At 34.5% G+C, this 24,156-nt stretch carries 24 protein-coding genes; 17 read left to right on the top strand and 7 right to left on the bottom strand.

Translation table 11 applies throughout. The features are described from left to right. Window positions 1-42 precede the first annotated feature (42 nt). Both pepF and DPQ31_RS17240 read right to left on the bottom strand, forming a co-directional pair. Entirely contained in the window at window positions 43-1,830 is a 1,788-nt protein-coding gene (pepF, locus tag DPQ31_RS17245; protein ID WP_208730788.1) for an oligoendopeptidase F, read from the bottom strand. A gap of 118 nt (window positions 1,831-1,948) precedes the next feature. After that, entirely contained in the window at window positions 1,949-2,740 is a 792-nt protein-coding gene (locus tag DPQ31_RS17240; protein WP_000129201.1) for an arylamine N-acetyltransferase family protein, read from the bottom strand. Window positions 2,741-2,958: 218 nt separating this feature from the next. Between DPQ31_RS17240 and amyS the strand changes: the two genes are divergently transcribed. After that, window positions 2,959-4,500, top strand: a complete 1,542-nt coding sequence (amyS, locus tag DPQ31_RS17235; protein WP_208730787.1) for an alpha-amylase — start codon at window positions 2,959-2,961, stop codon at window positions 4,498-4,500. A 93-nt stretch (window positions 4,501-4,593) separates the two neighbouring features. Here amyS and betA read toward each other — a convergent pair whose 3' ends face one another. Continuing rightward, the gene (gene betA, locus DPQ31_RS17230) at window positions 4,594-5,181 is read right to left on the bottom strand and encodes a collagen-like exosporium glycoprotein BetA (protein ID WP_199632060.1); all 588 of its coding nucleotides are present in this window, start codon (window positions 5,179-5,181) and stop codon (window positions 4,594-4,596) included. A 380-nt stretch (window positions 5,182-5,561) separates the two neighbouring features. On the opposite strand from betA, the gene DPQ31_RS17225 reads away from it, so the two are divergent. From DPQ31_RS17225 to DPQ31_RS29385, 6 genes are all read left to right on the top strand, one after another. Then, entirely contained in the window at window positions 5,562-6,281 is a 720-nt protein-coding gene (locus DPQ31_RS17225) for a hypothetical protein (RefSeq protein ID WP_097958336.1), read from the top strand. Window positions 6,282-6,736: 455 nt separating this feature from the next. Beyond that, window positions 6,737-8,638 (top strand): endonuclease MutS2, encoded by a 1,902-nt coding sequence (locus tag DPQ31_RS17220; protein ID WP_208730786.1) that lies wholly within the window; start codon window positions 6,737-6,739, stop codon window positions 8,636-8,638. 6 nt (window positions 8,639-8,644) lie between these two features. After that, window positions 8,645-9,169 carry a GNAT family N-acetyltransferase gene (locus tag DPQ31_RS17215; RefSeq protein ID WP_199634266.1) on the top strand — a complete coding sequence of 175 codons (525 nt, stop codon included), beginning with the start codon at window positions 8,645-8,647 and terminating at the stop codon, window positions 9,167-9,169. A 160-nt stretch (window positions 9,170-9,329) separates the two neighbouring features. Next, window positions 9,330-10,040 (top strand): histidine phosphatase family protein, encoded by a 711-nt coding sequence (locus DPQ31_RS17210; RefSeq protein ID WP_001042058.1) that lies wholly within the window; start codon window positions 9,330-9,332, stop codon window positions 10,038-10,040. A 256-nt stretch (window positions 10,041-10,296) separates the two neighbouring features. Continuing rightward, complete coding sequence (locus tag DPQ31_RS17205) at window positions 10,297-10,998, top strand: hypothetical protein (RefSeq protein WP_208730785.1); 702 nt, start codon at window positions 10,297-10,299, stop codon at window positions 10,996-10,998. Between the two features lie 163 nt (window positions 10,999-11,161). Next, window positions 11,162-11,419, top strand: a complete 258-nt coding sequence (locus DPQ31_RS29385; RefSeq protein ID WP_261797460.1) for a hypothetical protein — start codon at window positions 11,162-11,164, stop codon at window positions 11,417-11,419. Between the two features lie 112 nt (window positions 11,420-11,531). On the opposite strand, the gene DPQ31_RS17200 is transcribed toward DPQ31_RS29385, so the two are convergent. Beyond that, the gene (locus DPQ31_RS17200) at window positions 11,532-12,497 is read right to left on the bottom strand and encodes a quinone oxidoreductase family protein (protein ID WP_208730784.1); all 966 of its coding nucleotides are present in this window, start codon (window positions 12,495-12,497) and stop codon (window positions 11,532-11,534) included. 123 nt (window positions 12,498-12,620) lie between these two features. Here DPQ31_RS17200 and DPQ31_RS17195 point away from each other — a divergent pair, with 123 nt between their 5' ends. The 3 genes from DPQ31_RS17195 (at window position 12,621) to DPQ31_RS17185 (ending at window position 14,821) form a co-directional block, all read left to right on the top strand. Next, window positions 12,621-13,514: a LysR family transcriptional regulator gene (locus DPQ31_RS17195; RefSeq protein ID WP_098911833.1), complete on the top strand. Its 894-nt coding sequence runs from the start codon at window positions 12,621-12,623 to the stop codon at window positions 13,512-13,514. 300 nt (window positions 13,515-13,814) lie between these two features. Continuing rightward, window positions 13,815-14,327 (top strand): DUF2690 domain-containing protein, encoded by a 513-nt coding sequence (locus tag DPQ31_RS17190; protein ID WP_000473739.1) that lies wholly within the window; start codon window positions 13,815-13,817, stop codon window positions 14,325-14,327. Window positions 14,328-14,344: 17 nt separating this feature from the next. Continuing rightward, a complete protein-coding gene (locus DPQ31_RS17185) occupies window positions 14,345-14,821 on the top strand; it encodes a DUF2690 domain-containing protein (RefSeq protein ID WP_000771170.1) in 477 nt (158 codons plus the stop codon). Window positions 14,822-14,934: 113 nt separating this feature from the next. Here the strand turns inward: DPQ31_RS17185 and DPQ31_RS17180 are convergent, their stop codons facing one another. Further along, window positions 14,935-15,423 carry a DinB family protein gene (locus DPQ31_RS17180; protein WP_000902421.1) on the bottom strand — a complete coding sequence of 163 codons (489 nt, stop codon included), beginning with the start codon at window positions 15,421-15,423 and terminating at the stop codon, window positions 14,935-14,937. Between the two features lie 205 nt (window positions 15,424-15,628). Here DPQ31_RS17180 and DPQ31_RS17175 point away from each other — a divergent pair, with 205 nt between their 5' ends. Both DPQ31_RS17175 and DPQ31_RS17170 read left to right on the top strand, forming a co-directional pair. Beyond that, entirely contained in the window at window positions 15,629-16,084 is a 456-nt protein-coding gene (locus DPQ31_RS17175; RefSeq protein WP_001081127.1) for a DinB family protein, read from the top strand. Window positions 16,085-16,296: 212 nt separating this feature from the next. Further along, the gene (locus tag DPQ31_RS17170; RefSeq protein WP_208730783.1) at window positions 16,297-17,334 is read left to right on the top strand and encodes a DUF4003 domain-containing protein; all 1,038 of its coding nucleotides are present in this window, start codon (window positions 16,297-16,299) and stop codon (window positions 17,332-17,334) included. 134 nt (window positions 17,335-17,468) lie between these two features. Here DPQ31_RS17170 and DPQ31_RS17165 read toward each other — a convergent pair whose 3' ends face one another. Beyond that, window positions 17,469-18,233 carry a DUF817 domain-containing protein gene (locus tag DPQ31_RS17165; RefSeq protein ID WP_208730782.1) on the bottom strand — a complete coding sequence of 255 codons (765 nt, stop codon included), beginning with the start codon at window positions 18,231-18,233 and terminating at the stop codon, window positions 17,469-17,471. Between the two features lie 275 nt (window positions 18,234-18,508). On the opposite strand from DPQ31_RS17165, the gene DPQ31_RS17160 reads away from it, so the two are divergent. The 5 genes from DPQ31_RS17160 to DPQ31_RS17140 all read left to right on the top strand — a co-directional run bounded on the left by DPQ31_RS17160 (window position 18,509) and on the right by DPQ31_RS17140 (window position 22,607). Then, window positions 18,509-19,543, top strand: coding sequence for a FecCD family ABC transporter permease (locus tag DPQ31_RS17160; protein WP_208730781.1), 1,035 nt, complete (start codon window positions 18,509-18,511; stop codon window positions 19,541-19,543). Continuing rightward, window positions 19,544-20,560, top strand: coding sequence for a FecCD family ABC transporter permease (locus DPQ31_RS17155; RefSeq protein ID WP_208730780.1), 1,017 nt, complete (start codon window positions 19,544-19,546; stop codon window positions 20,558-20,560). A 21-nt stretch (window positions 20,561-20,581) separates the two neighbouring features. Further along, window positions 20,582-21,490 carry an iron-hydroxamate ABC transporter substrate-binding protein gene (locus tag DPQ31_RS17150; RefSeq protein ID WP_000728199.1) on the top strand — a complete coding sequence of 303 codons (909 nt, stop codon included), beginning with the start codon at window positions 20,582-20,584 and terminating at the stop codon, window positions 21,488-21,490. Window positions 21,491-21,714: 224 nt separating this feature from the next. Further along, window positions 21,715-22,266, top strand: coding sequence for a GNAT family N-acetyltransferase (locus tag DPQ31_RS17145; protein WP_208730779.1), 552 nt, complete (start codon window positions 21,715-21,717; stop codon window positions 22,264-22,266). A gap of 113 nt (window positions 22,267-22,379) precedes the next feature. Continuing rightward, window positions 22,380-22,607: a hypothetical protein gene (locus tag DPQ31_RS17140; protein WP_208730778.1), complete on the top strand. Its 228-nt coding sequence runs from the start codon at window positions 22,380-22,382 to the stop codon at window positions 22,605-22,607. A gap of 72 nt (window positions 22,608-22,679) precedes the next feature. Here DPQ31_RS17140 and DPQ31_RS17135 read toward each other — a convergent pair whose 3' ends face one another. Next, window positions 22,680-24,005: an ArsB/NhaD family transporter gene (locus DPQ31_RS17135; protein ID WP_097959784.1), complete on the bottom strand. Its 1,326-nt coding sequence runs from the start codon at window positions 24,003-24,005 to the stop codon at window positions 22,680-22,682. Between the last annotated feature and the right edge of the window lie 151 nt (window positions 24,006-24,156).

Here is a 24,156-nt window from a genome sequence, read left to right as displayed (position 1 = left end):
GAATGAAAAAAGCATGCAGAGTATATACTCTGCATGCTTTTTTTATAATGCTGAAAACTCTTCAACAAGTTGAGTAAAGCGATTTAATGCACTTTCAATCGGTTCTGGCGTAGTTAAATCAACACCAGCTTTTTTCAGTAGGTTTAATGGATAGTCAGAACTTCCGCCTTTAAGGAATTCGATATAGTTTTTTTGTGCATTTGGATCACCGCTTAATAATTTATCGGCAATTTGAATGGCAGAGGCGAATCCAGTTGCGTATTTGTACACGTAAAATGGACGATAGAAATGAGGGATTCTAGACCATCCATATTTTACTTCTTCATCAAATACAAGTGAATCACCGTTATATTCTCTAAATAGCTTTTCATAAATTTCGCTAAAGACTTGGGCGTTTAATGGTTTACCTTGTTCGGCCATTTCATGTGTGATTTTTTCAAATTCTGCAAACATGATTTGTGTAAAGAAAGTACCTTTAAAGCTATCGATAAAGTAGTTAATTAAATGATTACGTACGTTAGTTTCTTTCGCTTCTTTTAATAAGTAGTGAATTAATAACACTTCATTTACTGTAGAGGCGACTTCTGCAACAAAAATGGAATAGTGTGCAGAAATTCTTGGTTGGTATCCGTGTGAATAATGCGTATGCATACCGTGACCACACTCATGAGTAAGTGTGAAAAGGCTATTTAGATCATCGTGATGATTTAAAAGAATGAAGGGGTGAACGCCATATACCCCAAAGTTATAAGCACCCGAACGTTTTCCAGGCGTTTCTCTCACATCTATATATCGTTTATCTTTAAAACCTTTTAATGTTTCAATATACTCTTCTCCTAAAGGAGCAAGTGATGCAATCATAGTATCAAACGCTTCGTCATATGGAATGTCTTGTTTTACACCTTGTACTAAATCGACGCTTAAGTCGTATTGTCTTAGTTCGTCTACATTTAATTTTTCTTTACGAATTTCATTGTATGTATGTAATGTTTGAATGTTTTTTTTCGTTGTATCAATTAGGTTTTCATATACCTCTTTCGGAACCATATCGCCAAATAATGATTTCTCTAAAGCTGATGGATATTTTCTTAGCTTTGAAACAGTAACATTATTTTTAATAGCAGAAGATAATGTAGAAGCGATTGAGTTTTTTAACTGAACATACGGTTTGTAATATGCCTTATAAGCTTCTTTACGTTTCTCACGATTCTCATCTTCTATTAACTTCGAATACATTCCACGTGTTAAGTTCACTTTCTTTCCATCATCATTCGTCACTTCACCAAATGATATATCTGCATTATTTAGCATACCAAATGTATGTTGCGGAGAGGAAAGTGCTTCACCCATTTGGGATAAAATTTCTTCTTGATCCTTATTCAATACGTGTTTTTTATAACGGTATAATTCAAATAAGTCTTCTTTATAGTATAGTAACCCTTCCGTTTCTTCTATGTAAGAATGTAAAGTGTTTTCTTCTACGCTAAGTAAGAATGGGGAGAAGAATGATTTCGCTGCGCTTACCTTTACATGTAATTGTGATACTTTATCGACAAGGGATTGGGCGTCAGTATCGCGTGTATCAAGATCAGATTGTAATCGCGCATAAGCGAACATTAAAGATAATATGCTAGATATTTCTTCACTCTTTGTTAAATAAGCTAATAAACGATTGCCATCGTGAATATCTCCATTAAATTCTTTTAGTTCAATTGTTAACATTTCTATTTTTTTATAATCATTTTCCCAATCATCAATCGTATCGTAAATATCTGTTAACTTCCATTTTTCATTATCGGGTACTTGTAATCGATCTTTAAGTTCTGTCATAATCATTTCCTTTCTAAATGTGTAGTCATATTCCTATATAACTATGAAATACAACAAATTGCAAAAAATCCCTGCTGAAAATTGAAAAGCCTTGCTGTAAATAGCAAGGCTTAAACAGTTATAGTGTAATTCCGAACTTCGAATGTAAAAGGTTTGTATATTGCTCGTCTGTAACTTCTTCTTTAGATTTTGTACCGTCCTTTGTTATTGTAAGACGATCTTTTGTTAAAGAAACGTGTCCGTCATGTGTAAGTTTTACAATAAGAGGTACTTTGTTAAATGGTGAGCCCTCATGTTCAACGATGATTTTTTGTGCTGTATTCGCTTTCGTTTCATCCACTTCTTCTATATAAAATGCATAGCCTAATGTCCAATCATCAGCAGAAGATTGATCCAGAAACTCATTGTTTTTACGCATTTCTAAAATGTAATTTCCTTTTTCAGTTGTTTCTTTGCGAATACGATAATCTCCTGTTACTGAGTGAACGACTTCACCTGAGAAAGGAACAGGTGCAAGAGGTAAGTATGATCCGAACCCCACTTCAATTAAATAAAGTTCATGATGATGTTTTAAAACAGTTGCGATATGTCCGGAATCGACAGCCCATATAGAGTTTGCAGCATTGTAAACTGTTCCTGAAACTAAATAAACATCCAATCCAAAGTCTTTAAGAAAGTAATACATAGTAGGATTTAGTTCATAACAAAGACCGCCACGGTTGTTTACTAAAATTTTTTCTTTTAAATTCTCTTTTGATATTTCTTTAAAGTTATTTTCGAGAACATTTAAATTTTCAAATGGAACAGTTTGCGCCATTCCATACATAAGTTGAGATAAATCTTCAAATGATATGGTTTCTTTTTCTTCTATATGTAAACGTGCGAAAAATTGTTTTTGAAAGTCTGTCATAGAAATCCCTCCGTCATACTTTTATAGATAAATTGTATACAATTTTGAATACGATGTGAATTTTAAACTATGTGGGGGTACTTGTGGAATAGTTAAATTCATATTTTGAAAAATAATGTGAGAGATTAAAAGATTGTTACTTTACTAACTGTAGAACGAATATTATAATAATTTTAATGAATTATGCAAACGTTTTCTTGAAGGGGGATGGTGTAAATATGTTGAAAAGGATTACGGTAGTCTTTTTATTATTTATTTTGCTTTTTCCTAATATATATGGGAGGAATAAGGCAGAAGCAGCAACGATAAATAATGGAACATTAATGCAGTATTTTGAGTGGTACGTTCCGAATGATGGGAATCATTGGAATCGTTTGCGTTCTGATGCTGAAAGTTTAGCTCATAGGGGAATCACATCTGTATGGATACCACCTGCATATAAAGGGACTTCGCAAAATGATGTAGGGTATGGGGCCTATGATTTATATGATTTAGGGGAGTTCAATCAAAAAGGAACGGTGCGGACGAAATATGGGACAAAGGCACAGTTGAAATCTGCAATTGACGCTTTACATAAACAAAACATCGACGTATATGGTGATGTAGTTATGAATCATAAAGGTGGGGCTGATTATACTGAAACCGTAACAGCTGTTGAGGTAGACAGTAACAATCGAAATATTGAAGTATCAGGTGATTATGAAATTAGTGCATGGACGGGTTTTAACTTTCCGGGGCGCAGAGATGCTTATTCTAATTTCAAATGGAAATGGTATCATTTTGACGGAACGGATTGGGATGAAGGAAGGAAATTAAATCGAATTTATAAATTTAGGGGCATAGGTAAAGCATGGGACTGGGAAGTGTCTAGCGAAAATGGAAACTATGATTATTTGATGTATGCAGATCTTGATTTTGATCATCCAGATGTTGCGAATGAGATGAAAAATTGGGGGAAGTGGTATGCGAATGAATTAAATTTAGATGGATTTCGTTTAGATGCTGTTAAACATATTGATCATGAATATTTACGCGATTGGGTAAATCATGTCAGGCAGCAAACGGGGAAAGAAATGTTTACGGTGGCTGAATATTGGCAAAATGATATCCAGACTTTAAACAATTATTTGGCAAAAGTCAATTATAATCAATCTGTATTTGATGCACCGCTTCATTATAATTTTCATTATGCTTCAACGGGAAATGGGAATTATGATATGAGAAATATTTTAAATGGAACAGTAATGAAAAATCACTCTGCACTCGCAGTTACTCTCGTTGAGAATCATGATTCTCAACCTGGGCAGTCATTGGAATCTGTAGTAAGTCCGTGGTTTAAGCCGCTGGCATATGCATTTATTTTAACTCGTGCAGAGGGCTATCCATCAGTTTTCTATGGTGATTACTATGGGACAAGCGGAAATAGTAGTTATGAAATTCCAGCGTTAAAAGATAAAATTGATCCAATTTTGACGGCACGAAAAAACTTTGCATATGGTACGCAGCGTGATTATTTAGACCATCCAGATGTGATTGGCTGGACAAGAGAAGGCGATAGTGTACATGCTAAGTCTGGTTTAGCGACATTAATCTCCGATGGACCAGGAGGATCAAAGTGGATGGATGTTGGAAAGAATAACGCTGGGGAAGTATGGTACGATATTACGGGTAATCAAACAAATACTGTAACAATTAATAAAGATGGATGGGGGCAATTCCATGTAAGTGGAGGCTCTGTTTCCATATATGTTCAACAGTAAATTGGTGATAAAAAAGAAGAGGTAGACTGAAATATAAGTTACCTCTTCTTTTTACATTGTTATCATGCTTGAATCTTTATTTTGATAAACGAATTAGTCGACCTTTAAAACAACAAGAGATGCATTGGAATAAATAATGTCACCTATGGCTTCTCTTATTCGTACTCGAAGGACATCTCCTTGGTTTAAAGGTAATAGATCAGTTCTAGCGGATGTAGCTCTTACCCCGGAACCACCACCAACTCGTGTTTCAATGGCGAATTGAATGGAATCATTTATTGTAAGGTTTAATATACTAGACGAAATAGCTTGTATCACAAATACAATTGAAAAGGATACAGAGTACACACCAGTGGTATCAATTGTAATGGAGTTGTCTACTGGGGTTAGAGTAGTTCCACTAACAGGTCCTGGAATTGTCAAATTAACATTTGTATTAACTACTGCTGCAAATCCGATTCCTACTTCAGAAGTTATTGTTCCAAATACGGGGAGAATTCCTAAACCGGTTGCTCCAGTGGGACCGGTTATTCCGATTCCAGTAGGTCCTGTAGCGCCGGTAGGTCCTGTGATTCCAGTAGGTCCGGTAGGGAATGTAAATGGTGGAATGGGTGGTAGAGTGGGGCCAATTAAATTTGGTTCAAGAGCAAGTCCATGTAAAATAATATATTCTTCGCTCATATAGTAACCTCCTATGATTGCTTGTCATAATTATTAAATGTATTAGGTTAAGTAAATGACATTTGCAATAGCGGAGGCGCTTATTTAATTTTTTCTCAGTGAAATTAAAGTGGTTACTTTAAAGTTGGAGTCAATAAAAACCGTACTGTGATTGCTATAGAATTAAATATTAGTATGTTTTTAACGTGATTTTAATAGGGATTATATTTGCTTTACGATAAAATGATTATAGTGTAAAATTACACTATAAGTGTAATTTGATAACAAACGGGTGTTTTTGTACATGTGGTTATTAGAAGTAGTTCTTTATATAAATCGTAATTTAAAATCCAGAAGTACATTTCTGGATAGGCAGTAGTAGTAGTAAAAGGAGAGGCAATATGAAAAGAATAATAATGAAATATAGCATAATGTTTAGTTTATTACTATTAACATCATGTGATATATCGGATGAAGAAATCGAAAAAAAAGCACAAAATTATATAAAAACAGAGTATGATATGGCTGTTAATCTAAACGGAGTTGAAACACTGGATAATGGAAAGGACTTCCTTGGTCCCAAAGGGCGGATAGTTACTGTACAGCAAGTCGATGAACCGCATTTGCAATTTCAACTTTATTTTGAGGGACAAATCTCTCCAGAAGTAAAAAATGATAATTATAAAATGAAAAAGAAAACAAATGATTTACAAGGGAAGTTTAATACATATTATGGAGAGAAAGATAATAACACTATACTTACTTTTAATCAAATGCAGACTGGGGATAAAGTTTCCAATAAGAATGCTGAGGAAAAAATAGCGAAGAAAAATTTGCAACAGTATTATACAGCAGTTTTTAAAAGTAATACTGTTTTAGATGTAAACAATTCTGTACATATGGAAACATTGGCGGAGGTTGCAAGAGGTATTCAGGAATTTAATAAAACGATTGAAAATAGTAAGAGTAGTGTGGATGATATTACAATTCAGTTGCCAAATGCTAATAAGGAAATATTACAGCATATCGCGGTAGATTATATAGTAACGGCTGAAGATGCGAAAAAGACCCTTGAGAAAAAGGCTGATTATATGAAAGCTTTACAATCTGAAAGGAAATAGTCTGACACCTTTACTTCTTATAAAACATATAGTATGATGATTGCAATAAATTAGATTTCAATGACCATAAAATATAAATTAATGAGAGGTGCTTTTTGTGAGTGCGGTAGGTATTAAATAGGAAAAATTTAATGAAATAAATCGGATAAGACCAGGGGATTTTTATGTGTATCATACCCCTAATTTTGTCATGCGTTTATTTCGAAACCTATGAAGATACCTACAATACTTTATAAAGCGTGTAATGAGAGGGTTGCCATCCGTTTTTTATGGTTTATTTCCTCATATGTTATTACACATGCCTTGTAAATGTAAAAGCTGCGGTATCCCCGCAGCTTTTTTGTATATGTTTTAAATGTATAAAAATAGTAATTGAATAATGCAAAACTCATTGGGATCTAATGAGTAGGTATCTTCATTTATGATAAACATCAATCATAGTGAGGAGAAACAAAATGAATACGATGACTTTTGAAAAGTTACAATATAACGAATTAAAGGAAATAGTGAAATCTTATTGTGTAAGTGGATTAGGTAAGGAATTATTAAATAAATTAGAGCCGAGTACAAGTATAAAAGTAGTGAGAAATCGTTTAAATGAAACGACAGAAGCAAGGACTATATTAGATGCAGAAGGACATGTGCCTTTTTTCGGAATTTCAAATATCTCGAGTACAATTCAAAAATTAGAAAAAGGGATGATTTTAGATCCAGAGGAATTAGTAAGTGTTTCAGACTTTTTACGTGGATGTAGAAAGATTAAAAAGTTTATGTTAGATAAAGAATTTTTTGCACCAGTATTAGCTTCCTATGCAAATTCAATGACTGAATATAAAAGCATTGAAGAGGAAATTAACTTTTCAATTAAAGGAAATAGTATTGATGCAGCTGCAAGTAAAGAGTTAAAACGAATTCGAAATAGTATCGATTCTGTAGATGGAAAAATAAAAGAGCGTTTAACGAAGTTTTTAAATAGTAGTGCAAATAAGAAATTTATTCAGGAATTCTTTATTAGTAAAAAGGATGACCGTTATACGATTCCAATTAAATCTTCCTATAAAAATCAAGTTGCTGGGAGTATTGTTGAAGCTTCTGCAAAAGGTTCTACTGTATTTATAGAACCACATACGGTTACAAAGCTAAATGTGGAACTAGCAAGTTTGAAAGCAGAAGAGGCAATGGAAGAGTATCAAATATTAGCGACACTATCAGGAATGGTAGTAGAAAATATTTATAGTATAAAAATTAATATGGAACTGATAAGTCAATATGACATGGTATTTGCGAAAGCGAAGTTTAGTAAATCAATCGATGGAATAGAACCGAAGCTAAACGATCACGGAAACATTCATTTAATGAATTGTAAGCATCCGCTTTTAACAGGGCAAGTTGTACCGTTAAACTTTGAAATTGGTCAAGAGTATCGTAGTTTAATTATTACAGGACCAAATGCAGGCGGCAAAACAATTGTGTTAAAAACAATCGGACTATTAACATTAGCAACAATGTCAGGCTTTCATATTGCGGGAGATAAAGAAACGGAAATTGCTATTTTCGAAAATGTATTTGTAGACATTGGTGATAATCAAAGTATCGAAAATGCACTAAGCACATTTTCATCTCATATGAAAAATTTGTCTGAAATTATGAGGATGTCAAATAATAATACGTTACTACTATTTGACGAAATAGGGAGCGGTACAGAACCGAATGAAGGCGCGGCGCTTGCGATATCTATTTTAGAAGAATTTTACCTTGCGGGATGTATTACAATTGCGAGTACGCATTACGGTGAAATTAAACGCTTTTCAGAAATGCATGGTGATTTTATGAATGCAGCAATGCAATTTAATAGTGAAACACTAGAGCCACTTTATAAATTAGTTATCGGTAAATCAGGTGAAAGTAATGCGCTTTGGATTGCGAATAAAATGAACGTAAAAGAACATGTACTGCAAAGAGCGAAGGAGTATATGGGAAATAAAGAATACGTTATAGAAAAAGTGAATGAAAGTAAAATTAGAAAACCGAAATTTGTGCAAGAGAAAAGAGAATCTCATTATGAGTACAAAGTCGGCGACCGTGTGAATTTATTGGATTATGATGATTTTGGTATCATCTATAAGGAAAAAGATAATTTTTATAACGTCGTTGTATATTATAACGGTGAATTCGTTGAAGTGAATATAAAACGCATTACTTTAGAGGTAGCAGCGAAAGAATTATATCCAGAAGGGTACGATTTAAGTACACTATTTGTTGATTATAAAGAAAGAAAAATGCAACATGATATAGAGCGGGGATCGAAAAAAGCACTTCGTAAAATCCAAAAAGAAATAAGAAAGAATAGAGGATAATATAGAATGGTAACGATTAGACAAGAACAAAAAAATGATTATAGAAAGACAGAAGAAGTTGTAAAAGAGGCATTTTTAAATGAAGAATTTAGTGATAAAAAAGAGCATGAACTTGTAAAACGTATTAGAGAATGTGACGCGTTTGTTCCGGAGTTATCAATTGTTGCGGTAGATGAAGATATAGTTGGTCACATTATGTTATCGAAAATTACAATAGAACAAGGTGGAACTTCTGTAGAATCGTTAGCACTTGCACCAGTTTCAGTTGCTAGGGGCCATCAGAAGAAAGGAATTGGCGGAAAACTGATCACGGCTGCTTTAGAAAAAGCGAAAGAATTAGGATACGGGTCAGTTGTAGTATTAGGGCATCCAGAGTACTATCCGAAATTCGGTTTTGAACGCGCAAGTCAGTGGAATATAAAAGCGCCATTTGAAGTGCCAGATGAAGTATTTATGGTGATGGAGCTAAGAGAGAACACTCTTCAAGGTGTAGAAGGAATTGTACAATATTCGAGTGCTTTTGCTGAGTAGAAGTATTGGCTAAGAAATGTAATCATAAAAGATGCTATCTTTTTGTAGAGATATACAGAAAGATAGCTTTTTTTATTCAGCAGATCTACTGACGTATATTTTGCTCAATGAATAATTGAGGTGGTAAAATTGATATAGAAACGTAAAGGGAGAGAATAGAATGAATAAGCGAGAAACAAATAGCAATGAGAATGTAGTTACGTTATATGTTACAAGACATGGTAAAACAATATTAAATACGAACCATCGCGCGCAAGGTTGGGCAGACTCTCCGTTAGTAGAAAAAGGTGTGGAAGTTGCCTCAAATTTAGGAACAGGATTAAAAGATGTTCATTTTACGAATGCGTATAGTAGCGATAGCGGCCGAGCGATTGAAACTGCTAATTTAGTATTAAAATATAGTGAGCAATCAAAATTGAAACTTGAGAAAAGAAAAAATTTACGAGAATTAAATTTTGGTATTTTTGAAGGTGAAAAACTTGAAAATATGTGGGATGCGGTTGGAAAAGCTGCGGGTGTTGCAGCACCAGAAGAACTTATGAAGCTTTCTATTCAAGAAGTAATTAATCTTATTAGAACAGCAGATCCTACGAAACAAGCGGAAGATTGGGAATTATTTTCTGCCCGTATAAAAACAGAGATTGATAAAATTAGTGAAGAAGCTGCTGCAAATGGAGGCGGTAACGTTTTAGTTGTCGTTCATGGGCTTTTGATTACTGCCTTAATAGAAATGATAGATAGTAGTAAAACAAAACTTGGAGTAGAGAATGCAAGTGTAACGAAAATTTTATATAAAGATGGGGAATACATCGTCGAGTCGGTTGGAGATATGAGGTATGTTGCAAAAGGGAAAGAAAGTGTGGAAATATAATTAAATCTCAAATAGAGATAAGAAAAGGAGGCTAGAAAATCTAGCTTCTTTTTATTTTTTAGTATATCATTTGTTAATTTGAATCGGAATATTCTGTTAAAAATGCACTATGAAAATTATTGTGGTGATATAGTAAGAGAGTAGGAACAATAAATTGTCTTGCAGCTTATTGGAGGGCTATTAGTCTAGTCTTACATTTCATCTCGAAATTTAAGTGAGTTTACGAGAAATAAAACAAAATAAGGAACGTGTAAATATGGATCGAATATATTTTGTGGACAACCCGTGGCCTAAAGGTCATCGAATTGTTAATTTTAAGTGGAGTGCACATTTTAAATATGCGGAGGAAGAAGAGTTAAATGGTGTAGCTGGTTTGTATTTTGATTTACATTTAGAGACTGCGGATTATGATGAGGAAGATTTGGAAGATGATGAAGATGATGAAGAAGATGGAGAAGATGTTGATGACTGGCACGCGAAGATTGTATGGAACAACTTCCATAGCTGTACTTTGTCATCAGAAGAATGGGATTTTAAAGGGTTTCGTGTAGGAAGTGATGAGGTGCCTTTTGATTTGGATTTGCTAAATGGGAAGAGATTTGCAATTGATTTTTTATCCGAAGATGAGCAGAAGAACTTAGATTTAGATTTAACTGCATTTGACGTTTATTTACTTGGACATGATGCGTCAGCCTTTCATAATATTAAGTTTACTAGATTAGAAGGACAGACGTATCAAATTAAATGGAAAGGGCAATTGGCACTTGCGTATATTGGTGATTATGAATTTAAATATGATTTTCATACACTAATTTCCTCAACATCATTTAGTGGCATTAATATTCCCAATGAAATAACTGATCATGAGGCAGACGTTTTGTTAAAAAGATTTGTTAGTAATCCAGTATTGTTTGAATTGCAACATGATAATGGGGATAGGCGATTTGTATTGAAATAAAAATATATTGTTGCCTTTGCGAAACATATGAGTAAAAGGTTACTGTATTCGACATAGCTAATAACCCCGTTGTCGGAAAACTCAAAGAAAAAGATACATAGTATGTGATTTATGCTCAGTTCTAAGAAGAAAAGGATATTAACAATTATATGGAGAAGTGATTATGTTGATTAAATTCGTTCATTTTTTATTTGGAAAACCGTGTAAAAAAGGTGATTCGTTCCAAACTAAGTTTCCACGTTTTATTTATTGGAGTGCAGTTGTATTTTATTTTTTTGGAATGCTATTCTTTGGGATTTTTTCTTTTATGGATACTGTATTTATTGGGTTGTTGATATCCGGAGGTTTGTTCTTTCCTTTAATATTTAGATTCATTTATTTTATAAACCTAAAAATGAGGGGCCTAGAAAGAGAAGTATAGAAATAAAAAATATAAATAACAGGGTTATTAAAAAGAAGCAAAAAGGAACATTAATAACATTTAAAAAGGAAGCAATGAAATATATTCTAGCTTCCTTTTTAAATATGAACGATTATGGAATCAATAAAATCTTCCCAGTACTTTTTCTGCTCTCTAATAATTTATGTGCAAGAGCACCATCTTGTAAGGCGAATGTAGTAGGACTCGCGATGTTTACTTTTCCACTAGTGATCCAATCGAATAATTGAGTAGAGCGCTGCTTACGTTCTTCAAAAGTAGTAAGCACGTTCCAAAGGTCTCCACCAGTTAAAGTTTTTGAAGTATCCATAAGCATACGCGGATCAACTGGCGCAGGATTACCACCAGCCATTCCGTAAAATACGACTGTACCGCCAATTTTAGTAGCGTTAAAACTTTCCTCTAATGTAGAACCTACTGATTCATATACAACATTTACTCCAGTGCCGTTTGTTATTTCAAGTACTTTTGAATGCCATTTTTCCGTATATAAAAATACATGATCAGCCCCAGCTAACGTGGCTACTTTGTTTTTTTCGGTTGATGACGTAAGACCAATTACTGTTTCGCCCTGTAGTTTAATCATTTGAATAAGAAGTTGACCAACGCCACCAGCCGCAGCGTGGACTAAAGCTGTATCACCTTGTTTTATTTGATAGCTATCTTTCGTTAAATAATGTGCCGTTAGACCTTGTAATAAGACAGAAGCGGCTGTTTCAAAAGAAATAGAATCCGGAAGTAGGATGGCTTTTTCTGATGGAACGGCAACTAATTCTGCATTTGCAAATGGGACGTCAGCAAATGCAATACGGTCCCCAGGATTGATAGTAGTAACGTCAGCTCCTACTTTTTCAACAATACCAGCCCCTTCATAACCTAATATATATGGCGGGTTACCAGCGAGATGATAATCACCGCGGCGTCTATAAATATCAGCAAAGTTTAAACCGATTGCTTTCGTGCGGACAAGAATTTCATTTGAATTTATGATTGGATCATGTATTTTTTTATATTGTAGTACATCTGGATTTCCGAACTGTTCGAAACAAAGTGCTTTCATATGGAATACCTCCATTTATATTGTTTGTCGATGCTCTTTATCATACAATATAAACATCGATAGACAAAGAGGATTATTTCGATGAAATCAATCGGAAATACCGATTGAAAAGAGGGATGATAAATGGAGATAAAACAATTAATTACATTTAAAATAGCCGCGGAAACTTTGAACTTTACACAAACTGCGAAGAAATTAAACTTTGCCCAATCGAGTGTTACAGCACAAATTAAAACGTTAGAGGCTGAGCTCGGTACACCACTATTTGAGAGGTTAGGGAAACGTCTTTTCTTAACTGAAGCGGGCAGGAAGTTTCAACTATATGCGGACAAGATAATCGCACTTAGTAACGAAGCGAAGACGGCTGTGAAAGATGATGAGGAAATAGCAGGTACGTTAATAATTGGTGCACAAGAAAGTCAATGTACATATAGGCTTCCTTCTATATTAAAGAGGTTTAAAATACAATTCCCCAAAATAAAGCTTATATTTAAACCAGCGCATTCCAATAAAGATGCGAAGGAACAATTGATGGAGGGGAAAGTCGATCTTGCATTTATTTTGGACGAATGTAAAACAGGAGATGCTTTGCATGTGGATCCACTTATGAAAGAAGAATTAAAAGTAGTAGCGGCTCCAGGGCATTGTTTACTCGAACAGGCTTCCGTTTCTATAAAAGATTTAGAGAGTGAAACACTTTTGTTAACTGAACTAGGGTGCTCATATCGGACTTTATTTGAAGAGTTATTTCGTGCGGAAGACGTATATCCAGCAAATAAGATTGAGTTTGTTAGTGTCGAGGCAATTAAACAATGTGTCATTGCGGATTTAGGTATAGCAGTTTTGCCAGCAATAGTAGTAGAAAAAGATATACGGGAAGGGACGTTAAAGGAGTTAGTGTTAAAAGAAACAATACCTCCGATTTATACACAAATTGCTTGGCATAAAGATAAATGGATGACAGCGCCACTGCAGCAATTTATTGATGTAACGAGGGAGTTTTTTACAACGGATTAAGTGGAGAAATATTTATTTTATATAAAAGAAAAAATGGCAATTTTATATAAAGAACCGATGCTTGAATATAACAAGTATCGGTTCTTTTATGTTTTAAATAAAGAATGCTATAAAATGTGTATTTCTCAACTTTTTTTCTTACAAGGATAAGTAAAATTCTTCGTATATTCCAATAATCATAAGGGAATTTACAACGTTTATTCGTTTTTGTAAGATGCCTCTAGGAAGCGTGAAAGGAGGGCTTACATAGGGGATAGATTGTCTTTAGTATACGTACTTATTGTGAGGGGGGAATTTAATATGTTTAAAAAGTTAATGAAAGTATGCGTGTTAAGTGCGGCAAGTATAGGTGTATTATTTAGTTTCCAAGGAAGTACATTGGCAGCTACTGATTTAAGTAGTTATTATGACGGAAAAAATCCAGCAACAACGAAAGTATACGGGGGAAGTACAACGTGTGATGCAGATGGATTTAATGCAAAGTCTACAGCAGTTTATGAAGGTAGTAAAAAAGTAGGGACAGTATATTTACGTTACAGTAATAAATGTCATGCAGCATGGTCTAAGCTTGTTTTAGATCAACCAGCACCAGCTGTTTCGGGAGGAGTGTATGCGTACGCAGTTGTAAATAAATATAAAAATGGTGTATTCCAAAAATCAGTTACTTCTAACCAGGGGAACGGCACAATAAAAACAGGTCAAACGAGCACGTATACTGGAATGGTATTTGATTTAACTGCAGATTTCGGATACACAGCAGATGCTGAAGCGGTTACGTTTAATAACGGTTACGGTAAAACAGCACGTTATTAATAAAGGAGTGAAATTATATGAAGCTATTAAAAAAGGTGAGTGCATGTTTATTGCTATCTTTACTCGTTGTAACTAGTATGTTTAGCACGACTAATAGCGATAAAGCATACGCAGAAGATCATTCATATGATGGGAAAAGTCCTTACTATAACAGCTGTGATCAATCCGCAGTAACGAAAGAAAAGAAGTGGATTGATTCAAATTCTTATGTAGAATTAAAATTTAGCACGACTTGTAAGACAGCATGGGCAAAAGTTACTGTAACCCGCCCAGCAGTTTATAATAACGAAGCTGATGCAAGGATTGTTAGAAAAACAGATGGAAAGGCATACACTTGCGGAAGTGCTGGAGGAAATGGTGTTGTAAATAAAGGGCAAACATCATGCTATACGCCAATGGTATATGATTTAGATCCAAGAAAGGCGCAAGCGCAGGGGAAACATGCTATTCCGAATAGTGATGCTTATAATTATGCGGAGACTATTTGGTATTGATAGGAATATGAAAATTGTAAGGTAGAATATTGTAAGAGCATGTTTTGATTGGATTTCAAAACATGCTCGATTTGTATTCATTCTAATCTTTTCAGTAATCATGGTCCATTGAATTAACTAAGGTCTGTATTAGGAGGAGCATATCCAAGATGACGAGCCATCGACACAATTTGTCCTTTATGATGAAATTCATGTGTCTCTGTATGAGTTAAAAGCCATAGCGGAGTTGTGCTCCAAGGTTCTTTTTGCCATTTTACTTCATTTGCTATATTTTCGAGCCATCGGTCATTATATTCATCTAAAAAACGTAGTACAACCTCATCTACTAACTTAAATCTAGTACGAACTTTTTCGAGATCTGCATGCTCAACTTCATAATCGCTGGCAAAGGAAAAGTCTGCTCGTTTTTGTTTGAATGCGAATGATCCAAGCCAGTATCGATAGCAATCGGCTACATGAATATGTGTCTTTATAATACTGCCGCTCCCGAAATTAGGAATTGTGCTATGTAATTTTTCTAGTGGGATTTCTTCAAAAAACGAAAATAGAGTTTCTCTTGTAGAGCTAATAAGACTATATTGTTGTTTTAAAATATGTAACATGCAATTACACTCCTCTTTTGTTTACTAAAATATTTGTGCAGTAAGTAATTCTATATTTATGAGGAGTGAACCTTTGTTATTATTTTTACTAAGCATATTAGATGTATTTCTTAATTGTTTCTGATAGATTATACAAGGTGAAACTTTAATAAGTTGAACACTCTTAGTTCATAATAAATTGTACATAAAAAAGGGGAGCGATAAAATGAATAGACTAGTTGGTTTAAAACAATTTGAAATAACGCGTGGAGCATTACTGAAATTCATGGAAACGTTAGATGATAATACTGCGGATACGCAGCCGGATGGCTTTAACAATACAATTCGCTGGCATATTGGTCACGTGTTAACGGCAGCAGAAACTTTCATGTTTGGAAGAGAATTTAAACAATTACCAACTGAATACCCAGGTATGTTTGGATATGGTACACGACCATCTAAATGGGAAACAGAAGGGCCATCATTAGAAGTGTTAACGGCTCAATTAAAAGAACAAGCGAAGCGTATTAACGAAATGCCAGCAGAAGTATTTGAAAATAAACTTCCAGAACCATTCCTAGGATTAGAAACAGTAGGGGAGCTTTACGGTATGATGCTTTATCATGAAGCGGATCATCTTGGGCAAATGAAGGCGATGGAACGAATTATTAAAGCTCTTTAGTCTTAATTGCATATAACAAGCAATACAGGTGTAATGTTAAATAATATATACAAAAAAGGTAGATAAATTATTATCTACCTTTTTTGTATAACTTTTTGAAGGATTAGGGATTATCATCTTGATGCTGATGAAGAAAGATAAAAAACAATATATAGGGATTAATGAATTTCGTGATTTTTATGGTGTGATTATTAATTATAGTATTCCTAAATATGGAATATACGTATAATAATAGAGAAGAACTAGAAATAGGGGTGAATACTATGATTACATTAGAACAAAAGTTGGAGCAATATAAACATACATATGTACAGTTAAAGGGAGAACTAAAATGGAAAACGAGTGATTCTCGAACAGGAATGATGATTGCTGCTATGTATGCAGGTAGTGATAAATTGTTTGATCTCGGACGTTTTTTAGAAATTAGTAGTTATATTAAAAATCAGGTAGGGATGTTTTCATACTTAAAGTCGTATCATCGTTTTGTAGTGGCCGCAACATTAGATATTCACTTTACAGATTACAAGAAAGCTTTTCGGACGTTTTTAGATTTATATGAACAATTGGTCACTGGTGGCTTTAGCCGGAGTATATTTACTTATCTCGCAGCAGCTGTGCTTTTAACAGAAGAAGATGAACAACATGGCGCGCACATTCAGCGTTCGATGCAAGTATATAAACGCATGAAAAAGGATCACCTCTTTCTTACAAGTACAAATGATTATCCGCTCGCAGTTTTATTAGCAGGACAATCAGAGCATGTAGAAACACTTATGGACCGAGTGGAACGTCTTTATCAGAAACTAGCGACAGCTGGTTTGCGTAAAGGGAATGATCTTCAATTTTTAAGTCACATTCTTTCACTAAAGAAGGATGTCCGTGAAGAGATGTTAGTTGCAACATGCACAAACATATGGAAGTTATTAAAGCAAGAAAAGGTAAAAGTGAAACAGATGCATTACCCAGCTATCGGGCTACTAGCGTTACTTGAAGATGGAGATAAAGAGATTCATTCTATTAAAGCATTTATTGAAAAATTGCAGGGGGATAAATTGTTCCGTTGGCATACAGATACAAATATCCTTATTGCTATTCAACTGTTCGTAAGTCAGAAAGGTGAGGAAAGTAAAGCTACCAACACAGGTTTACAAACAATGATAGAAATCCTCATACAAGCACAACAGGCAGCTATGATGGCAACGATTGCCGCTTCATCTGCAGCAACCTCTTCTGCTAGTAGTAGTTCATAATGTGCAACTGCTTATGCTCTTGTAAATTATGATGAATTTATAACTCCTTTGATAGGGACGGTTTAAAAAATATTACTAAAAAAGCCCCTCACTCTCTAATGAGCGAGGGGCTAACTGTTTTTACATAATCAGTATTATCTTTTCGACTCCTTCAAATGTTTTAGCTGCGTAACAATCATAATGCTAATAACAACGAGTAAAAACCATGAGCTAATTTTGCTTAAGTGAACGAGGTTCCATGCTTCTCGTTGATTTGGATATTGCCATGCTCCGAAAAAAGTAGCGATGTTTTCTGCAATCCAAATAAAGAATCCGATAAGGAAAAATGAGAGTACGAGCGGCATTTTATATGTAACGCTTTGCAATGAAAATTCTACAAATGTCCGAAAGAAAACGATGAATAAAAGTAAAGTTAATACCCATCTAAAGTCATATAGAAAATGATGTGTAAAAAAATTGAAGTAAATTATAGCTCCTAACGGTATGGCAAAAATGGCTTTTGGCCAATGGTGCATTTGTAAATGCAATCTTCTCCACGCTTGGCATATGTAACTTGCGACACTTGCGTACATAAAACCGCTGTAAAGTGGAACTCCAAAAATTTTCGAATATGCCTCTTCAGGATAACTCCATGAACCGAAATGTACTTTATATATTTCTAGTAAAAGTCCAATTAAATGAAAGACAGTAATTACTTTTAGTTCGTCCTTTGTTTCAAGACCAGTTTTATACATAATCCACTGCATCAGAAGACATACGATGAGTATGAAATCATAGCGATATAACCCTGGGATAGAAATGATTTTTGAAAGGGCTAGTGTTAAAAAAATAGTGACTGGGAATAAACAAGATAATGCTTGTTCGTAAGTGAAATGTAGTAATTGTTTTAGATAGAACATTGGGTCTCCTTTGATAAGTTTGTTAGAAAACTCGAAATAATGACTAAGTATACTACGATTTTAAAAATAAGCTAGTAGTCTATTTTGCATGTATTTGTAAGTTTTAGAAGGGAATTGTAATAAGTATTTTAATATTTTAACAAAGTAAAAAATAGTTTGCTATTTAAAAAAAGTGGGGATATAATATCTAAATGAAAATGATAATTATTATCAATATTAATTATAAATAAAAAATAATTATAAAAAACAACTGAATATAAAGGATGAAATGAAACATGTTACATAAGTCTACTGTACATGCTGGTAATAACCGCTGGATACATATTAAGTTCATATGTTTCATGAGCTTAACAATTTTATGTTTAATTGGATCTATATTTTTAGCCATTTCATTTGGTGCAAAGGATATTCATTTACAAACGGTGTGGGTAGCGGTTTTGGATTACAATCCGAAACTAACACAGCACCAAATTATTTATGAATTAAGGCTCCCGAGAGTAATTGGTGCAGCAGTTGTAGGGGCAGCTTTTGCGGTTGCTGGTGCTGTTATGCAAGGTGTAACACGAAATCCTTTAGCTGATGCAGGTGTACTCGGAATAAATGCAGGTGCGATGTTTATAGTAGCACTTAGTTTTGCTTTTTTCCCACATATGCCGTATTCCTATTTAATGATTGTTTCCTTTATTGGAGCTGTCTTAAGTACAGTACTTATTTTTGTTATTGGATCAGCAACATCAGGCGGGTTAACACCAATGAGGTTAACGATTGCTGGAGCGGTTATGGCAGCGCTTTTACATTCATTAAGTTCAGGTGCTGCGATTTATTATGATTTAAGCCAAGATTTAGCGTTTTGGTATGCTGGTGGTGTTGCAGGGCTTAAGTGGGAACACTTGAAATTTTTAGTCCCTATTATTCTTATAACGATTATTTTTGCGATAGTGTTAGGAAGATCTATTTCACTCATATCAATGGGAGATGATGTTGCTACAAATTTAGGAGTGAAAACGAACCGAACGAGAATACTAGGGATGATTATAGTAGTTATTCTGGCAGGTGTTTCTGTTTCAGCTGTTGGTTCTATTGGATTTGTAGGACTAGTTATCCCGCACATTGCTAGAAAATTAGTTGGTGTTAATTATAGACTCATTATTCCTATGTCAGCATTATTAGGAGCTATGTTATTAGTTGTAGCCGATTTAGGGGCAAGAACAGTAAATCCTCCTAAGGAACTTGCGATAGGGATTATGGTAGCTCTTGTTGGAGTTCCGTTCTTCCTCTATATAGCACGTAAAGTTGGGAGGGAATTATAAGTGAAGGATCTTTTTAACACGGATAAAAAGAGAGCTATTACTGTAACTACAATCTTCAAATGTATAAGTATCGCTGTAATTTTAATTAGTTTAAATACAGGGACACTGAGTATAGCGCCACTTAGAGTAATTGAAACACTTTTGGGTTATGGTGATTTTGAGAGTGCAACCGTGCTATATGATTATCGTATGCCAAGAATAATAATCACGATGTTAGCCGGTATTGGTCTTGGTATTTCCGGTGCGATTTTGCAAGGGTTATCCCGTAATGCACTTGCAGATCCTGGTATTTTAGGGTTGCATTCAGGTGCATTTTTCGGTCTTATCGTATTTGTTACTCTCTTTCATTCTATTAATGAGAGTGCATCCATTTTAATACCGTTATTTACATTTGGCGGAGGAGTATTAGCTGCATTTCTTATTATTTTACTTGCGAGTGATCGGTCAAAAGGTTTACTTCCCATTAGACTTATTCTCATTGGTATTGCAGTTTCAGCTGGCTTTAGTGCAATTTCGCTATTTTTCTCTCTCAAGTTAAATGATGAGACGTATACATTCGCTTCTAGATGGCTAGTTGGTAACGTGTGGGGAAGGGATTGGATTCATGTCCTGGCATTATTACCTTGGATTTTCATACTAACCCCTTATGCGTGGCTAAAATCTAAAACGTTAAATGCATTGTCACTAGGTGATAGTGTAGCAGCAGGACTTGGTGTTTCTGTGCAAAAAGAACGGTTATTACTTTTAGCTACAGCGGTTGGATTATCTTGCGCAAGTGTATCGATGGCAGGGGGGATTGGCTTTATCGGCTTAGTTGCTCCGCATATCGCAAGAAAGTTAGTAGGTACTACCTATCAACACTTCCTTCCGTTAGCTGGCATAATCGGAATGATTATTTTAGTGCTCGCAGATACGATAGGACGCTCTATATTTGAGCCGAATTCTATTCCGGCTGGTGTAGTAGTAGCGGCTTTAGGAGCACCGTATTTTCTTTATTTACTTACAAAAACAAAATAACTACTTCAAAGAGGAGAACATATGAAAAAGAAACTTACTATTTTATTTAGCATTATGTGTATTTTAGTATTAGCAGCATGTGGTCAAACGAAATCTAATGAAGAGGCAACGCAAAAAACGGAAAAAAGTAATGATCCAAAAATTGCTTCCATGTCTATTCACTTAACGAACAATTTACTTGCATTAGGAATTACACCAGTAGGTTCTGTTATTGGTGGAGATTTAAAAGATTTCTTACCGCACGCAAAAGAGCAGTTGAAAGATACGAAGAAACTTGGGGTTGTAGCAGATCCGAATATGGAAGCATTACTACAATTAAAGCCATCTGAAATTTATGTGGATGAAAAATATGCTGGCAAAGATTTAGCGAAATACGAAAAAATTGCAAAAACACATACTTTTAATTTAGATGAAGGTACGTGGAGAGATCATTTAAAGGAAGTAGGTAAACTTGTAAACCGTGAGAAAGAAGCAGATAAATATATTCAAGACTATGAAGAACAATCAAAACGAGTGAAAAATTTAATAGATAAAGAGCTGGGTAATAACGAAAAAGTAATGGCAATTCGCGTTACTGCAAAAGAGTTACGTGTATTTAGTACGAAAAGACCGATGGGACCAATTTTATTCCATGACTTAGGATTACAGCCTGCAAATGGTGTAGAGAAAATTGATGGAAACCGCCCCTTCGAAGTCATTTCACAAGAAGTATTACCTGACTTTGATGCAGATGCGATTTTCGTTGTTGTAAATAGAGACGATAAAGCGAAAGAAGCATTTAAACAACTTCAAGAAACACCAATTTGGAAAGACTTAAAAGCTGTTAAAGGTAAGCACGTATATACTATTAATGACCAACCATGGCTTGACTATTCTGCTTTAGGAAACAAAATGGCGATGGATGAAGCGGAGAAAATGTTTACGAAATAATACAGTTTTGCTATTAGGAAAGACCCTCTAAATTTGGAGGGTCTTTTTGTAATTCTTATTGTTAGAATAAATGAAAAATTATACAATGAAGTTAATTTAGTATAGAGGAGATGTGCCAATGTCAGCGCTTATTGTAAGTATCCCGTTTATAAAGCAGTTTATGGAACAAGGGGATAAATAGGCTAAAATAAGTATCCCCGTTACTTAAAAAGGGGGAGTTTGAAATGACAATGAATCTTTTTCAAAATAAAACGATTAAATTATCAGCTAGTAGAGAAAAAGATGTTGAAGTAATAGCTATGTGGCAAGAAGATAGTGAGTATTTAAGAAATGTAGATACAGATGTAGCATTCCCGCAATCGTTACAAGAAATAGCAAGTGATGGCCTATTAAAGGGACGGAGATCGAATAGTGTTTCTTTCATGTTAAGAACACTTCAAGATGATCGTTTAATTGGTTTTGTTGCAATTCATGGCATGGAGTGGAATAACAGAACGGGTTTATTAGCCATCGGTATAGGAGATGCAAATGATAGAGGTAAGGGATATGGAAGAGAAGCAATCCATCTTATTTTAAAGTATGCTTTCTATGAATTAAATTTACACCGGGTTGGTCTTGATGTTATTTCTTATAACAAAGCTGCTATTGAGTTGTATAAAAAGATGGGTTTTCAGATAGAAGGCTGTATGAGAGAAGCAGTGCAAAGAGATGGGAAGTGTTTTGATCGTATCATTATGGGGATATTGCGGGATGAATGGATGGAGAAGCAAGGTTAGAAAAGCAAGGTTAGAAAAAACATTCAAAATTATATATGTAGTATGCAGGAGATATAATGAAAATTGGCGAAAATTTACAGTGTACTGATTGAATTTATAAGGAGTTATGCAAAATGAATTTAGAAAAAAGTAAACCAGTAAATGAAGAGGTTGCTGAATTAAAAGAGCTAATTAAAGAATTGCACGGAAGTGTACATCAACTTCAAAGCGAAGTGCATCAACTAAGGCACGAAAGACCGGTTGTTGAAGTGAGGAAAGGTGTTCAACTATCACCCGCAATCGTTGGGCAAATTGGTGGTATGATATTAGGTGGATTAGCAATTATCGGTATATTTTGGTGATGGAAAAAAGGTTTGCAGCACTATGCTGCAAACCTTTTGTATTTGACGATAGAATTTCATGCAGTACAACTTCTACATTAAATAACGTAAATAAATGTAAGCATGTGATAACAATAGTGCAATGATTGTTAACGGTAAACCGATTTTTAAGAAGTCCATATAAGAAAATCCATGTCCTTCACGTTTTGCAATACCAGCAACAACTACGTTTGCTGATGCTCCGATTAATGTTCCGTTACCTCCTAAGCAAGCTCCAAGAGATAACGACCACCATAGCACTTCGATTTGCGGCGAATCAACAGATAATCCGAGGCCAGTAGCTAAATCTTGAATAAGAGGAATCATCGTTGCGACAAATGGAATATTGTCAATTGTCGCAGATGCGATGCCAGATACCCATAAAATAAGTATCGCAGCGAAACCGATATCGCCATTTGTTACGTCGATTACTTCTTTTGCGAGTGAAGAAATAAGTCCGATATCAATTAATCCGCCAACGAGAACGAATAGTCCGGCGAAGAAGAAAATGGTTACCCATTCAACGTGGGCAAATATATCTTCTATTTCATGTTCTTTTACGCCGATTAACATAAGAAGTGTAGCACCAGTCATTGCGATAACGGCAGCATCTACATGAATAATAGAATGAAGTACAAAGCCTAAAATAGTTAGTCCTAAAATTGTAATCGATTTTAAAAGGAGGCTTTGATCTTTAATATAATCTTTTTCGTTTAACGCCATTAGTTTTTCGATTTGTTCAGGCGTTGTTTTTAGTTTGTTACGATACATGAAGTAAATAATGCCAATTGTAACGATAGAAATAATAATTACGATTGGAGCTAAATTTAGTAAAAAGGCATTAAAGTCTAAATGCTTATTAGCTGATCCAATCATAATGTTCGGTGGATCACCGATTAAAGTTGCTGTTCCACCTATATTTGAAAACAGTACTTCTGAAATCAAATAAGGAACAGGGTTAACTTTTAAAATACGTGTAATGGATAGTGTAACAGGAACGATTAATAAAACAGTCGTTACATTATCCAAAAATGCAGAACCGACGGCGGTTAATAAGGATAGTAATAATAAAATGCGAATCGGTTTTCCGTCAGCTGCTTTTGCTGCTTTAATAGCTACAAATTCAAATACGCCTGATTGACTCGTAATATGTACGAGAATCATCATCCCGATTAAAAGGGTGATCGTTTCCCATTGAATATGTGATGTGAAAGCAGTGTGTAAATCTACAATTCCAAAAATAATCATAATAGCAGCACCGAATAGTGCAATTACAGCACGATTCAATTTTTCAGAAATAATAAAACCGTACGTGACTAAAAATACGGCAATTGCAAAATAATATTGCCAATTTGCTACTTCATGTGCTGATTGTTCCAAGCGAGTCACCTTCTTTAAAATATGTATTCAATTGTCAAAACGTATCCAGATGCATTCATACGGGATAAAATATATTGTAGCAAATTCAAAAAAGAAAGAAAACTATTTAACGAAGTGAAGGAAAAGTTCTGAATTCCACATATGATAAAAA

Source organism: Bacillus sp. COPE52 (genome assembly GCF_003355115.1).
In the GTDB taxonomy this organism is placed as follows: Bacteria; Bacillota; Bacilli; order Bacillales; family Bacillaceae_G; genus Bacillus_A; species Bacillus_A toyonensis.
This window is presented reverse-complemented; position numbering and strand designations above follow the sequence as displayed.

What these genes read in the sequence shown, in the direction of transcription:
- pepF (WP_208730788.1), bottom strand. Translation starts at nt 1,830, where the DNA reads ATGACAGAACTTAAAGATCGATTACAAGTACCCGATAATGAAAAATGG.
- DPQ31_RS17240 (WP_000129201.1), bottom strand. Translation starts at nt 2,740, where the DNA reads ATGACAGACTTTCAAAAACAATTTTTCGCACGTTTACATATAGAAGAA.
- amyS (WP_208730787.1), top strand. Translation starts at nt 2,959, where the DNA reads ATGTTGAAAAGGATTACGGTAGTCTTTTTATTATTTATTTTGCTTTTT.
- betA (WP_199632060.1), bottom strand. Translation starts at nt 5,181, where the DNA reads ATGAGCGAAGAATATATTATTTTACATGGACTTGCTCTTGAACCAAAT.
- DPQ31_RS17225 (WP_097958336.1), top strand. Translation starts at nt 5,562, where the DNA reads ATGAAAAGAATAATAATGAAATATAGCATAATGTTTAGTTTATTACTA.
- DPQ31_RS17220 (WP_208730786.1), top strand. Translation starts at nt 6,737, where the DNA reads ATGAATACGATGACTTTTGAAAAGTTACAATATAACGAATTAAAGGAA.
- DPQ31_RS17215 (WP_199634266.1), top strand. Translation starts at nt 8,645, where the DNA reads ATGGTAACGATTAGACAAGAACAAAAAAATGATTATAGAAAGACAGAA.
- DPQ31_RS17210 (WP_001042058.1), top strand. Translation starts at nt 9,330, where the DNA reads ATGAATAAGCGAGAAACAAATAGCAATGAGAATGTAGTTACGTTATAT.
- DPQ31_RS17205 (WP_208730785.1), top strand. Translation starts at nt 10,297, where the DNA reads ATGGATCGAATATATTTTGTGGACAACCCGTGGCCTAAAGGTCATCGA.
- DPQ31_RS29385 (WP_261797460.1), top strand. Translation starts at nt 11,162, where the DNA reads ATGTTGATTAAATTCGTTCATTTTTTATTTGGAAAACCGTGTAAAAAA.
- DPQ31_RS17200 (WP_208730784.1), bottom strand. Translation starts at nt 12,497, where the DNA reads ATGAAAGCACTTTGTTTCGAACAGTTCGGAAATCCAGATGTACTACAA.
- DPQ31_RS17195 (WP_098911833.1), top strand. Translation starts at nt 12,621, where the DNA reads ATGGAGATAAAACAATTAATTACATTTAAAATAGCCGCGGAAACTTTG.
- DPQ31_RS17190 (WP_000473739.1), top strand. Translation starts at nt 13,815, where the DNA reads ATGTTTAAAAAGTTAATGAAAGTATGCGTGTTAAGTGCGGCAAGTATA.
- DPQ31_RS17185 (WP_000771170.1), top strand. Translation starts at nt 14,345, where the DNA reads ATGAAGCTATTAAAAAAGGTGAGTGCATGTTTATTGCTATCTTTACTC.
- DPQ31_RS17180 (WP_000902421.1), bottom strand. Translation starts at nt 15,423, where the DNA reads ATGTTACATATTTTAAAACAACAATATAGTCTTATTAGCTCTACAAGA.
- DPQ31_RS17175 (WP_001081127.1), top strand. Translation starts at nt 15,629, where the DNA reads ATGAATAGACTAGTTGGTTTAAAACAATTTGAAATAACGCGTGGAGCA.
- DPQ31_RS17170 (WP_208730783.1), top strand. Translation starts at nt 16,297, where the DNA reads ATGGAATATACGTATAATAATAGAGAAGAACTAGAAATAGGGGTGAAT.
- DPQ31_RS17165 (WP_208730782.1), bottom strand. Translation starts at nt 18,233, where the DNA reads ATGTTCTATCTAAAACAATTACTACATTTCACTTACGAACAAGCATTA.
- DPQ31_RS17160 (WP_208730781.1), top strand. Translation starts at nt 18,509, where the DNA reads ATGTTACATAAGTCTACTGTACATGCTGGTAATAACCGCTGGATACAT.
- DPQ31_RS17150 (WP_000728199.1), top strand. Translation starts at nt 20,582, where the DNA reads ATGAAAAAGAAACTTACTATTTTATTTAGCATTATGTGTATTTTAGTA.
- DPQ31_RS17145 (WP_208730779.1), top strand. Translation starts at nt 21,715, where the DNA reads ATGACAATGAATCTTTTTCAAAATAAAACGATTAAATTATCAGCTAGT.
- DPQ31_RS17140 (WP_208730778.1), top strand. Translation starts at nt 22,380, where the DNA reads ATGAATTTAGAAAAAAGTAAACCAGTAAATGAAGAGGTTGCTGAATTA.